Origin of the sequence: Alloscardovia criceti DSM 17774, from assembly GCF_000376885.1 — a bacterium.
GTDB classification, from domain to species: Bacteria; Actinomycetota; Actinomycetes; order Actinomycetales; family Bifidobacteriaceae; genus Alloscardovia; species Alloscardovia criceti.
Map to the genome: position 1 here is coordinate 243,836 of NZ_AQXR01000010.1, position 12,362 is coordinate 256,197.

Below are 12,362 nucleotides of genomic sequence, written 5' to 3' on the forward strand. Positions count from 1 at the left end.
TACTACAACACTTGTAAGTTGCCATCCACCCTAATGCTGACGCTTGAGCAGATGCTTGGCGAGGGCATTAGCAAAGCCCTGCACGAGTTGGACGAGCACAATCATGATGATGACAGCCGTCCAGGTCACCACACTGTCGAATTTCTGATAACCATAGGCAATGGCAAAATTACCCAAACCGCCGCCGCCGATATATCCGGCCATGGCAGACATATCCAAGACACCAATGAAGAGGAAGGCGTACGCAAGGATGAGTGGCGCCAATGCCTCTGGAATCAGCACCGTGCGGATAATGGTCAAGCGTGAAGCCCCCATCGAGCGCGCTGCTTCTATCATGCCCGCATCCACGGGTACGAGGTTTTGCTCCACCAAGCGGGACGTGGCTACTGTGCACATGATAATCATAGGAAACATGGCAGCCGTGGTGCCGATGGATGTGCCCACTACGGCGATGGTCAGCGGCTGCATGGCAGCAAGGAAGATAATAAATGGAATTGGGCGGATAATATTGACCAAGGTATCCAGCACGCGGTAGAGCACTGCATTTTCAAAAAGGTTGCCTGGACGCGTGCCATAAAGCACCACGCCGAGCATGAGCCCAAGGAATCCGCCAATAATCATGGTTACCAGCACCATTTGCAAGGTTTGCCCGATGGACTGGAAAAGCAGTGGGCGCAGCACTTCCCAATTCGTATCACGTGCGCTTAAAATAATCATGTCTTTCCCCTACTCCTACTCATCCTCAGAATTCTGTGACTCGGCCGAATTCTCCATTATCGAGGCAAATCGACCCTCGGTATACACTTCAGAAACAGCCTGCGCGTAATCCACAGGTTCGGCTTCCGTACCAAAATCTGCGATATCGCTGTTGAGCCTTAATTCCGCAAGGAAGTTTTCTACGACCTGAGGCTCGCCGCTAAATTCATAGGTAATAGCGCCAATCGCCACAGAACGCACAGTATCGATGCCTCCAAACAGCAGGCTGCTATGCACGCCATGCTTGGCAATGAGATCTGAAATATTTTGGCCCGACGCGCTGATGACATCGCCTTGCGAGAGCACATCTTGCTGACGAATCAGCACCGTCACAATGCGGTCTTTCCACAGCTGGCGCATGGTCTGTACGCGCGCTTCATCCGGCAAACCCGGTAAAGCCGTGGAGATAAAGCGCTGCGTGACAGCTTGACGAGGATAAGCGAAAACATCGTACACTTCGCCGGTTTCCACCACTTCACCCGCACTCATCACGGCTACTTTATTGGCAATCATTTGCACCACATTCATCTGATGTGTAATCAGCACGATGGTGATGCCAAACTGCTCGTTCACCTTTTTGAGCACGTTCAGCACTTCGACCGTCGTATCCGGATCCAACGCGCTGGTCGCCTCATCTGCGAGCAAAATATCAGGATTCGTTGCCAGTGCACGCGCAATGCCCACGCGCTGCTTCTGACCACCAGAGAGCTGAGAAGGATAGCTATCGGCAAATTCACTCAACCCCACGAAATCCAGCAGTTCCTTCACGCGATGCTCTTGGTAATCTTTACGCCAGTGATCGAGCTGCAAAGGATAGGCAATATTTTGAGCTACAGTTTTTGTGGAGAAAAGATTGAATTGCTGGAAAATCATGCCAATCTTTTGGCGTAAAGGACGCAATTTCGACTCGCTGAGGCGCGTAATATCCGTGCCCAGCACGTTGACGCTGCCCGAGGTTGCGCGTTCCAAACCATTGATAAGACGCACCAGCGTGGACTTGCCCGCACCCGAGTAACCGATGATGCCAAAGATATCTCCGCGATTAATCGTCAGGCTAACGTCATTAACGGCTTTTTTTGTCGTGGTATCGTTTCGTCGCTGAAACTCTTTCACGACATGGTCAAGAACAATAATTGGTTCTGCGCTTTGCATGTCTTGCTCCTTTAATTCTCACTTACCCAAGGTACACAATAGCCCCAATGCACGCCAGTGCGGCCGCCGCCGGGGTGGCAACGGTCGCACTGTTGAGTATGTGCTCAGCTGGTACTTTTACTGACGAGCATCTTTTTCGATATCTGCGAGGTACTGCTGAAGCTCTTCTGCCGTGAAATTATTGGCAAAGACTGCTGTGCCGCCGGACTCTTCCTGCAGAGCGTCCAAAACCTCCTGAGACTGGAAGAGCTGAACGAGCTTGAGATAAGTTTCGTTGTTCACATCTTCCTTGCGGGAGACGAAGGCGTTGATGTATGGGCGTGCTTCTTCACTTTCCGCGTCGTCCTGGTAGATAGCATCTTGAGGGTTGAGACCCGCATCTGCTACGTAATCATTGTTAATCACACCAGCTGCAATTTGTGGATCCTTCAGCGAAGCGGCTACCTGCTCTGCCTTCAAAGCCGTCACCTGTACCTTGGAATTATCCGTATCAATATCGGCAGGTGTGCTAAATGCGGTCCAGTCGCCCTTCAATGTGACCAGGCCTGCAGCCTTCAAAACACCGATAGCGCGAGCTTGGTTGGTTTCATCATTAGGAATGGCGACGGTGCTACCCTGTGGGATATCGTCGATGTTCGTGTACTTTTCGGAGTAAACACCCAATGGGTAAATGGCTACGCCGCCAATTGGCTGCAAAGTCTTATTGTTCTTTACGTTGTAGTTGGCGAGATACAGCAAGTGCTGAAATTCGTTCAAATCCAATTCGCCAGAATCTACGGCTGGATTTTCGGATGTGTAATCTTGGAAGTCTACGATTTTTACCGCAATGCCTGCTTCTTCCGCCTTCTTCTGGAATGCCACCCATTGTGGATCGCTGGCGCCGACTACGCCGATCTTGACGGGGTTGGATTCGCTACCCTTTGGAGCGGTGGAGTCGGATGCAAAAGCGCGGATGCCGAAGAATGCGGCCACGGCTATCAAGATGATGACTACTGCTGCGATAATGGTGTTGCGCGCGGTGTTGTTGACACGCACAGGTTCTGCGGTATTAAGCGTGCTGGCAGAATTGTTATCCTGTGGTTCCTGTGGATTTGCCATAGTGGGATGTCCTCTCTTATCTCTTCTGATGTGACACCACTATAGCCACGCAAAATGCGGTTTCAAGGATTTTTAGCAGATTGCCTTATAAGTGTTGTTTATAATGGGTGGAAACCCCGCTCATTTCAAGCGTTTCAGGCATTTTACCCGACTGTGTTTGCCCATAAAAACGAAGGTCGGGTACCAGCAAACATGCCCAGCACCCGACCTCAAGAAACTCGCTACAACTTACTGCGCAGACAGCGCACCCACAATTTCATGAGCCGCATATGGTTCCGAAAGATAGCGCACATCGTCCGCGCTCAGCTCGAGATCCACATAATGCACAGCATCTTCGAAATGCTTCGCACTGGTAGCGCCCACGATAGGAGCCGTCACACCCTGCGCTGCCAGCCATGCCAAAGACACTTGGGCCATAGACACGCCATAACGCTCCGCTATCTCATGCACGCGCGCAATAATCGCTTCATCGTTTTCCCGAGCGGCATCGTACTTTTGACGTGAAACTTTATCCGTCTGGTCGCGCAAAGAGTGCTCATCATGCCAGGTTGGGCGCGTCAAGTGGCCACCGGCCAGTGGGCTATAAGGCACCAAGGAAACACCATACTGCTGGCATACAGGAATGAGTTCGCGCTCATCCTCGCGATACAGCAGATTGTAGTGATTTTGCATGGTGGAAAAGAGCGTCCAGCCGTTCTTTTCTGCGGCAATCTGCATATTGTGGAACTGGTAGCCGTACATAGCCGAGGCTCCCAATGCGCGCACCTTGCCCGCTTTCACTAAGCCATCCAAGGCTTCCATGGTTTCCTCGATAGGCGTGTCATAATCAAAGCGATGAATCTGATAAAGATCCACGTAATCCACGCCCAAACGCTTGAGGCTTCCGTCAATTTCACGCTCGATAGCTTGCTTGGACAGCTTGCCTTCGTTGAAATATACCTTGGTAGCGAGCACGACGTCTTCACGCTTTACACCCAGATTTTTCAGTGCCGAGCCGATGAATTCCTCACTCGTACCATGCGAGTAAACATTGGCCGTATCGATGAAATTCACGCCTAAGTCCAGCGCCTGACGGATAACGGCTGTGGTTGCACCCTGATCTAGCGTCCATGCATGGAAATCTTCAAAGCGCTGTCCAAAGGACATGCCACCTACACAAATGCGGGAAACATTAATATCTGTATGACCTAATTGTGCATACTTCATGATGACTCCTCTCCATATGAGGCAAAAGCTGGGACAGCCTTATACGAAACGCCCAACTCACCACCTCTTATTTTAAGGCGCTCAGATACCTATCTTTAAGCGAAAAGTCACACTTTGTAGCATAGTGGCTATATCCGAGCCTGTCTGCTACCTCTCTCGTCGCAGCGCCCTGCTGCCAGTCATGCTCCATGAGGAGTAAACCACCCGGTGTGAGCAAGTCATACGCCCTGCGCAGGATGAGCTCTGGTATGCGCATACCATCCTCACTCGCCCCATAGAGCGCCAGCTCGGGATCATAATCACGCGTTTCTATCTGCTCTGGGACGTCTCTTAGTGGGACGTATGGCGGATTGCTGAGCACGATATCTACTGTGCCATCTAGTTCGCTCAAAGTTTGCTTATCCGTAGCATCGGCACACATAACCGAGTAATTTGTAGCGTCGAGTGTGTGGGCGTTTTTTTGTGCATAAGTGAAGGCCTGTGGTGAAAGTTCTACTGCCCATACTGTGCTGTGCGGAATTTCCGTGGCGGCACTCAGACCCAACACACCCGAGCCTGCACACAAATCGACGATACGCGGCTTTTGATTTTTCAGCTCAGCGGCGTACTCGAGGGCAGCATCTATGAGCAGCTCCGTTTCTGGTCGTGGGATAAAAACGCCCTCGCCCACTTCCACCTCGAGGAAACGAAAAGGTGCATGCCCCACGATGTATTGCAGAGGTTCGCGACGTAGACGTCGCTCCATCCACTGCTGGAAACGGTGGATGTGTGTAGCATCGGCAATCTGCCCTAGGCTTTTATCCACCAGCACGGCACCACGCAGAGCGGACATGCTCGCTCCACACGCCTCCGCCAGGAGGTACATCACCTCATGCTCTGCAATCTTCTTGCGGTCTGCGGCTTGATCCGCCTCGCTGCCCACGCCCGCTTCCAATAATGCGTGTGCGCACTGCGAAAGCACAGTGCGCACACGCATATCCGGTGTCAGTTCCCTCATGAACGACTACCCTTAGTCTTCACCGTTTTGGCTAGCCAAACGTGCAGCCTCATCAGCCTGGATATCCGAATCAATCACCGCCTGCAAATCGCCATCCAGCACGGCATCCAAATTGTAGGCCTTATAGTTTGTGCGATGATCGACGATACGGTTTTCTGGGAAGTTGTACGTACGGATACGCTCTGAGCGGTCCAAGGTGCGCACCTGAGAGTGACGCATATCTGCTGCCGCGGCAGCTTCTTCCTCATGCTTCATCGCCAGCAAACGGGACTTGAGCACACGCAGCGCGGCCGCACGGTTTTGAATCTGCGACTTCTCATCCTGCATGGATACCACGATGCCCGTAGGGATGTGGGTCATACGCACAGCAGAATACGTGGTATTCACAGACTGTCCACCCGGACCGGACGACATGAAGATATCAATCTTCAAATCTTTCTGATCGATTTCGATTTCGTCGTTGTCATCCTCCGCTTCTGGGAAGACAATAACGCCCGCTGCGGAGGTCTGGATACGTCCCTGAGATTCGGTAACTGGGATGCGCTGTACACGGTGTACGCCACCCTCATACTTGAGGCTCGCCCACACGCCGTCTGCAGGTGCTACCGTGCCCTTGGTGCGGAATGCAATCTGCACGTCCTTGATACCACCGAGCTCGGTGCCGTTCTGGGACTGAATTTCGTAGGTCCATCCACGCTTTTCCGCATAACGCGTGTACATGCGCAGCAAATCGCCCGCAAAGAGAGCAGCCTCTTCGCCACCGGCGCCCGCCTTAATTTCCATAATGGTGTCGGATGCATCATCTGGATCGCGTGGAATCAAAGCCTTACGCAGCTTTTCCTCCGCCTCAGGCAGTTCTTTGCTTAAACGCTCGGCTTCTTGAGCGAAATCCGCATCTTCATGCGCGAGTTCCTGAGCAGCTTCCAAATTTTCTGCAATATCTAAGTACTGCTGGTATGCAGATACAATCTGTCCCAGCTCCGCATGACGACGGCCGAGCTTGCGAATTTTATCTGGATCGGATGCCACATCAGGTTGGCTCATCTGAGTTTCGATATTTTTGTATTCCTCAAGAGCAGTCTGCGCTGCCGGGAACTGATTAACAGATGCCACTGGTGTGTGCCTTCCTGTTGTTTATACCAATAAATCTGTAAGTATGTTCTACGCTTAATTATACGTATAAAAAAACGTCAGCCAGTGCTTGATGCATCCCTAAGGAGTTCAAGCACTGGTTGACGTTTATGCAAGAGCTAGTTCTTCTTGCCGTAACGTGCTTCGAAGCGAGCAACGCGGCCACCGGTATCGAGAATCTTCTGCTTACCAGTGTAGAAAGGATGGCACTGAGAGCAAACGTCTGCAGTGATATGACCGCTCTTTACGGTAGAACGGGTAACGAAGTGGTTGCCGCAAGAGCATACAACTTCAGTTGCTACATATTCAGGATGAATACCCTGCTTCATAATATCTCCTATGGAACTAAGGAACCCGGGTCGCATAACCTTGTATCATGCGTGAACCGGCGAACCGAGATTATTATACTCACAATAGTAGACGATGCAACTTCTCATTTACTATTCATGGGGAGCAACACCCCCAAGTCCGGTTTTATTCCCATGCGCGTGAATCGCCCTTGTTTTCACCTCAGGCGAAAGGGCTGACAAGGATTATTACTGCGGGCTCTCTACACTACCTGCGCTGTCGTCGCTAAGCTCTTCCAGCTTATCCGCCAGCTCGGCAGACTGCTCATTGTCTGCGTCGTTCACTACTGGTGCCGCAGCTGAGTTCTGCTTCTGCGCAGGCTGGGCAACTGGCTGATAACCCGTACGCCACACATACACGCCCGCGAGGATGAAGGTTAAGGCTATCCACACCGCCCACCAAGGGAAGCGCGGAATTGCAGGATTTTCTTGGGCACGCTGCACATCACTGGCCGGCGTTGGCTCGATGCGCTCACCCGTCACCAAGATGCGTTGGGTATTAATGCCCAACGGTGTGCAGGTCACCAAGGTAGCCAAATCCTTGCTTGGATCCGCCCTCAGCTCCTCTGTCTGATCTGGATCAATGACCTTAATATTCGTTACCTTGTAGGTCAGCACTTGGTCGAGCACTTCAAAAGTGAAAGTATCGCCTTCTTTCACCTTGTCGAGGTTCGTAAACATCAGCGCGTTCGCAAGACCGCGATGTCCGGTTATAACCGTGCGCGTACCCACGCCACCCACCGGCAGCGAGGTGCCTTCCAGATGGCCTAAGCCTTCCTCCAAGACGACATCGCTGGTGCCGTGGTAAATAGGAAGATCCAGATCGATGGACGGTATTTGCAGGCGTGCCATCAGACCCGAGTCATTCACATTTAAGAGTTTGTTATACTCCAAATCAGAATCCGAAGCTGCGCCCGAGCCGATAGGAATATTGGATAAAGCATTGTAAATTGCACCCGACGTGAGCGCCGCATTGTATGCTTTCGCTTCACGAATTTGCGTTGCCGCATCCGGTTGTACGTTTTTCACCTGCTGATTGTAACCGGTGATCACCTGCGACTGATTGTACTGCGAAAACCACGCAGCTACATTCGGATATAAAAAGAGGAGAACGCCAATTATTGCACTCACCGCCGGGATAAGACCCGTAAGCGTTAGCTTCCAAGGACGCTTCTGAGCAGGCTGAGCATCCTGTGCTGGGGAACTTGGTGTGGTAGTAGTTGGCATTTTTTCTCCGTAATGACACACAAGGTGGTGAAGCACCCTAAGGTACTTCACCACCTGTGCATGAAATACTTACTGCTGATTCGGCAGAATCTTAAGCATTTTCCTTGTTCTTCTTATTGCGTGCATAGAGAACGTATCCGAATGCGAAGGCAACAAGAGCGCCACCTGCGATGGTCAGGAGCAAACGACCGTTTGCACCAGTCAATGGCAGGTTTGGAACGGTAGACTTCGTGTTCTTGACTTCTGCATCTACAGTGCTTTCCGCTGTCTGACCAGCCTTGACAGTCAATGCAGTATAAGCAGCGGTACCCGTAGGTGTGGTGTAACCGGCAGGTGCTGCGGTTTCTACCAACACGTAGCAACGAGATGTGTGATCCAAAGTTACGTTGGTGTCGCCAGTAGCACCAATCTTCTGGTCTACCAAGAGACCTGCGATAGAAACGATACCGTTACTATCAGAAGTGAAGGTGTTCGTATTGCCTACGGTAATTGGGCCCGCTTCCTTATCAATATCATCGATGGTGCAGGTAGCAGCAAAATTACCACTGGTCTTAGTTGGGTAAATCTGGAAGCTTGCGCCTTCCAATACCTTGGAATCGCTCAAATCGCTATCGACCTTACGAATCTTCACATCGCCCCAAGAAGACTTCACCGTGTTGGTTGGTGTTGGTGGAGTGTCTGGAGGAGTGGTTGGTGGTGTTGGAGGAGTAGAGCCTGTCTGCGTATCTACATAGAAGTATGCGGTGTTAGGAATAACGCCATCAGATGGGATGGAGTTTACAGTAGCGGTGAAGGTCACGATGATGGACTTGTTTGCTTGTCCACGCAAGTACTCCAGACCGGTGCTCGTGAAGCCGACGCTGACGGTGTTGCCATCGGTAGTAGTGACATAGTTTGCGGCTGGCACATCTACGCCATCAATCTGCACGGATTTTACTTTACCATCAGACAAGTGAGAATCCAACGGATCAGACACGATGAAGTACTTGAAGCTATCAGTCGTCTGAATCTGCGGCACTTTGACGGTTACTGGATAATCGATATCGGCGCCATCCTGGATACTATTGTTGGTCACAACCTGACCCTTAGTTGGTGCTTCTACGATGGAGTTCTTTGGATACACGTTTACGTTGTAGAGCCAAGAACCATCGTTAGAACTTGCACTATTTTTGGAGTTGTTTGGGAAAGGAATGGTCACCAAGAATGGAGCTGCCTTTGCCACCACATTAGTAGGTGCGGAGGTTTCACAGACGAGATATGCGCCTACAGCCAAGTTGCTAATGGTGGAGTCACCGTTCGCATCCGTCGCTGGTGCCGCAGTGCCCGTACCGAAGGTCTGACCGGAGACAGCGGGTGTGGCGAAGTCTGTGCCACATGCATCTACTGGAATGCTCAAGTTCTTCACTGTATCCCAACCAGCATTAGTAGTCAGGTCAATATCGTTGAACTTATACGCAGTGAACACTACGCCTTCTACTCCGGTGCCACCGGTTACAGTCTTACCATCAGCAGTACCATCCGCGGTCTGGCTACCGGTGACATGCTTGTGGATAATAATCGAACCTGTTGAGTCAGCATCGATGTTGCCCACCGTATAGTCGGCAGCGGTTGCTGCAGGCACCAAGGTGGTAAGGCTTGCAGCTGCAATGACTACAAGTCCAACCCCAGCGGCGAGGCGCTGGCTGAATTGCTTCAATTTGTCCATCAGAGTTCTTCCCTCCTCTTTGGTTGGTTGATGGATTGAAAATCTTTTATTGTGTGACGTTGTCACTTGCCCTCTTTTGACTGCGAGTTTTTCTTCTCACGATTTCAAAAGCTCCAGCAATGGCTACGAATACTCCTCCAACAATGAGGAACATATCGGAACCCAAACCTCCGGTAAGCGGAATGTTTGGCACAGGAATGCGCTTATTGATAATGCGATTACCGTTATTGATCACGCCACCTTGAGGTGTAACGGTGAAGTCATACGTGGCATCGCTGAGCAAGTACCCATCTGGCGCTTGAATTTCCTTCAACGTGTAATTGCCCAATGGCAGCTTGATGGAAATGATGCCGTCACGGGTATCCGTATCATAGTAGTCCGCATCCACCGCTTGACCGGCGCAATCCGAGGTATCGGATACAACGCAGTCCACAACTTCTAGTGGCGTGGTAAATGGTCCGCCCGTAATTTGCCAACGAGCTCCCGCTATGAGCTGATTAGACTCATTACCTTTACGCCATTCGATGGTGTACGTATTTGGATAATTGACGACCTTGCCGTCGCTCGTAACGGTATCTTTACCATTAGCCGTGCGCGAAATCAGGCGGTAGCTCAACGTAGCAAAATCCAGCTTAAAGTAGAGCTTTGCATCAGCTTCGTTTGCGTTGTAGTACGATGGCACACCTGTTTCTACGACGTAGATGCCAAGGCCTTCCGTGGCACCCTCTGCCCAGTCCTCGGTGGCTACGGGAAGACCCATGATGCGGAATTGGCCAGCACCCGCATCTTGGTCCTGGAAAGCATTGCTACTGCACGAGCTTTCGACGGTACAGTCTGCAATAACCACACTAGAATAGGTATCCGAACCACTGCTCAAAGTTACATCATCGCCGTAAAGCGTAAATGTCGCACCTGATACATCGTTACCGAAAGGATCAACCTTTTCCCACGTAGCGTCAGCCTGCACAACGCCTGGTGAGCAGGCGTTATTGTTTGCAGAACCATCGAAATCATTATCCATGGTGACGGCGTTGTAGAAGCCCTTTGCTGAATCTGGGGTCTCACCCGTTTGGCACTGCTCCAACAGACCCACGCTGGAATGGGTCAGCTGCGAGCTGTCAAAGTTATACGTGACTACCACAGTAAAGGTCTGATGGGAGTCAATAGTAGTTGTTCCAGATGAGGTCTGTTCTTTACCCTTGGTCAGGGTGACGCCGTCACTGATTTTATAGCTTCCGTCACTCTCCGCAGAAACTTGGGTGCCGTCCACGGTCACACTAGCAATGCTGAAGCCTTGAGGCACAGAAGGGGTGTCGTAAATAGCATCAGAGGTGCCCTCCACGTATCCCACATTGTTGACGGTTACCTGGTAAGTGCGTGTCACAGTTTTAGTGGAGCTGTCAAGAATGGCTTTGTCGTCTTCGGTTGTCTTGGACACACTAAAGCGTGGTTTCGCATAGTAGTATCTAACACGGATAGGGCTTGACTCCGAGAAACGAAGCAGAAGATGATATCCAGTATCAGTCGCAGGGCTTTTATCATCAGAGTAGATTGCAGCTCGTAACAAAAGTGGCCAAGTAAAATCCCAGTTTTCTAACACTCGCGGCATAGTAAGGAGAGTGCCATTCACTTGTTTACCATTAGAATCGTAATGCCCCCAAACTATTGGAACTATTACATCCTGTGACCCTGTCTGAGGTACAGGCTCCGTAGAAATAGGATAATTATCAGGGTTAGTGTCAAAATCATAGTCAGTAGGTGGCATTGTGTCCCACAGCGGTTGACTAGCATTTTCGTCTGCTGAGCCTCCACGATGGAGGAACCAACCAGAAACATTCACAGTTGCATCCGCGTTTTTCTCAAACTTTAGCCAAGCATACCCCTGAACGGTTTGTAGAGCCCGATAGAAGACAGTCGTGTCATTTACACTCTTGTTAAGAGTTTGAAAAGTTCCATTTTGATTATTTGGCATCAATTCTTTGACCAAAGTGTATCCATTGATATTAATAGGCGCAGTTGTATAGGTATCTTCATCCAAGCCAACTTGCAGACATTGATCAGCAATTTTCTCATTGGTCTCTATATCGTAATAATTCGTTGTCTGCTGAATAAGTCTTGGCACATTTACCTGGATGGAGTTCAGATTTGATGCATCAGGAGTCTCTGTATTGTACCGATAAACATTCGTAAATAAGTAACCGTTATTGGTTCCTATAGCAATGGTTGCTGCACGGTTACCTCCAAGCTGAGTTGAAATATTAACTGCAGGAGACGAGCCAATACCTGGGATTGACATTGTCAAAGAAGATGTTTGTCTGTTCGTATTTGCAATCGTGTAAGAAGTGGTGCCAGCACTTTCAAAGGTACCCTTACCGTCATCGTACCAAACTCGTACTCGAACTTGAATCGTTTGGGAAGTTGTGTAGCTGGTCTGCGCAGCTGAGCGCAGAATCGAGTATGTATAATACCAATTTGTATCTGTGCTAGATGCCCCTTCAGGGGCTTGCGAAATCTTTAGGACCGCAAATGTATAGTACCCATCATCTGTCTCAGCATATTTCGTATTTGCCGTACTTGGTGTAACGGAATACCCGGAGTCATTAACTGTGCAAGCGTCAGTAGCAGCTACTGCCTTTTGCGTAGAGCCAGAAGGAATAACACTTGCTATAACCGCTAATGTCATCAAAAAGAATGACATTATGATGAATTTGATGCTTACCTTTAGTCTGCGCATTGTCTAAAA

10 protein-coding genes are annotated in these 12,362 nt (G+C 50.3%); all 10 read right to left on the bottom strand.

Annotated elements, in window-relative coordinates:
- Window positions 1-30: 30 nt before the first annotated feature.
- The 10 genes from D570_RS0104430 to D570_RS0104475 all read right to left on the bottom strand — a co-directional run bounded on the left by D570_RS0104430 (window position 31) and on the right by D570_RS0104475 (window position 12,317).
- Window positions 31-717 carry a methionine ABC transporter permease gene (locus D570_RS0104430; protein ID WP_018143196.1) on the bottom strand — a complete coding sequence of 229 codons (687 nt, stop codon included), beginning with the start codon at window positions 715-717 and terminating at the stop codon, window positions 31-33.
- Between the two features lie 15 nt (window positions 718-732).
- A complete protein-coding gene (locus D570_RS0104435; RefSeq protein ID WP_018143197.1) occupies window positions 733-1,908 on the bottom strand; it encodes a methionine ABC transporter ATP-binding protein in 1,176 nt (391 codons plus the stop codon).
- A 117-nt stretch (window positions 1,909-2,025) separates the two neighbouring features.
- Window positions 2,026-3,006, bottom strand: coding sequence for a MetQ/NlpA family ABC transporter substrate-binding protein (locus D570_RS0104440; protein ID WP_018143198.1), 981 nt, complete (start codon window positions 3,004-3,006; stop codon window positions 2,026-2,028).
- A gap of 228 nt (window positions 3,007-3,234) precedes the next feature.
- Complete coding sequence (locus D570_RS0104445) at window positions 3,235-4,212, bottom strand: aldo/keto reductase (protein ID WP_018143199.1); 978 nt, start codon at window positions 4,210-4,212, stop codon at window positions 3,235-3,237.
- Between the two features lie 67 nt (window positions 4,213-4,279).
- A complete protein-coding gene (prmC, locus tag D570_RS0104450) occupies window positions 4,280-5,209 on the bottom strand; it encodes a peptide chain release factor N(5)-glutamine methyltransferase (RefSeq protein WP_245531864.1) in 930 nt (309 codons plus the stop codon).
- 12 nt (window positions 5,210-5,221) lie between these two features.
- Window positions 5,222-6,322, bottom strand: a complete 1,101-nt coding sequence (gene prfA, locus D570_RS0104455; protein ID WP_018143201.1) for a peptide chain release factor 1 — start codon at window positions 6,320-6,322, stop codon at window positions 5,222-5,224.
- A 137-nt stretch (window positions 6,323-6,459) separates the two neighbouring features.
- Window positions 6,460-6,669, bottom strand: coding sequence for a 50S ribosomal protein L31 (rpmE, locus tag D570_RS0104460; protein ID WP_018143202.1), 210 nt, complete (start codon window positions 6,667-6,669; stop codon window positions 6,460-6,462).
- 207 nt (window positions 6,670-6,876) lie between these two features.
- Window positions 6,877-7,914 (bottom strand): class C sortase, encoded by a 1,038-nt coding sequence (locus D570_RS0104465; RefSeq protein ID WP_018143203.1) that lies wholly within the window; start codon window positions 7,912-7,914, stop codon window positions 6,877-6,879.
- A gap of 91 nt (window positions 7,915-8,005) precedes the next feature.
- Window positions 8,006-9,619: a SpaH/EbpB family LPXTG-anchored major pilin gene (locus D570_RS0104470; protein WP_018143204.1), complete on the bottom strand. Its 1,614-nt coding sequence runs from the start codon at window positions 9,617-9,619 to the stop codon at window positions 8,006-8,008.
- Between the two features lie 46 nt (window positions 9,620-9,665).
- The gene (locus tag D570_RS0104475) at window positions 9,666-12,317 is read right to left on the bottom strand and encodes a SpaA isopeptide-forming pilin-related protein (RefSeq protein WP_169331221.1); all 2,652 of its coding nucleotides are present in this window, start codon (window positions 12,315-12,317) and stop codon (window positions 9,666-9,668) included.
- Between the last annotated feature and the right edge of the window lie 45 nt (window positions 12,318-12,362).

Bases quoted from the DNA above. Each gene is read 5' to 3' on its own strand.
- D570_RS0104430 (WP_018143196.1), bottom strand. From the start codon at position 717: ATGATTATTTTAAGCGCACGTGATACGAATTGGGAAGTGCTGCGCCCA.
- D570_RS0104435 (WP_018143197.1), bottom strand. From the start codon at position 1,908: ATGCAAAGCGCAGAACCAATTATTGTTCTTGACCATGTCGTGAAAGAG.
- D570_RS0104440 (WP_018143198.1), bottom strand. From the start codon at position 3,006: ATGGCAAATCCACAGGAACCACAGGATAACAATTCTGCCAGCACGCTT.
- D570_RS0104445 (WP_018143199.1), bottom strand. From the start codon at position 4,212: ATGAAGTATGCACAATTAGGTCATACAGATATTAATGTTTCCCGCATT.
- prmC (WP_245531864.1), bottom strand. From the start codon at position 5,209: ATGAGGGAACTGACACCGGATATGCGTGTGCGCACTGTGCTTTCGCAG.
- rpmE (WP_018143202.1), bottom strand. From the start codon at position 6,669: ATGAAGCAGGGTATTCATCCTGAATATGTAGCAACTGAAGTTGTATGC.
- D570_RS0104465 (WP_018143203.1), bottom strand. From the start codon at position 7,914: ATGCCAACTACTACCACACCAAGTTCCCCAGCACAGGATGCTCAGCCT.
- D570_RS0104470 (WP_018143204.1), bottom strand. From the start codon at position 9,619: ATGGACAAATTGAAGCAATTCAGCCAGCGCCTCGCCGCTGGGGTTGGA.
- D570_RS0104475 (WP_169331221.1), bottom strand. From the start codon at position 12,317: ATGTCATTCTTTTTGATGACATTAGCGGTTATAGCAAGTGTTATTCCT.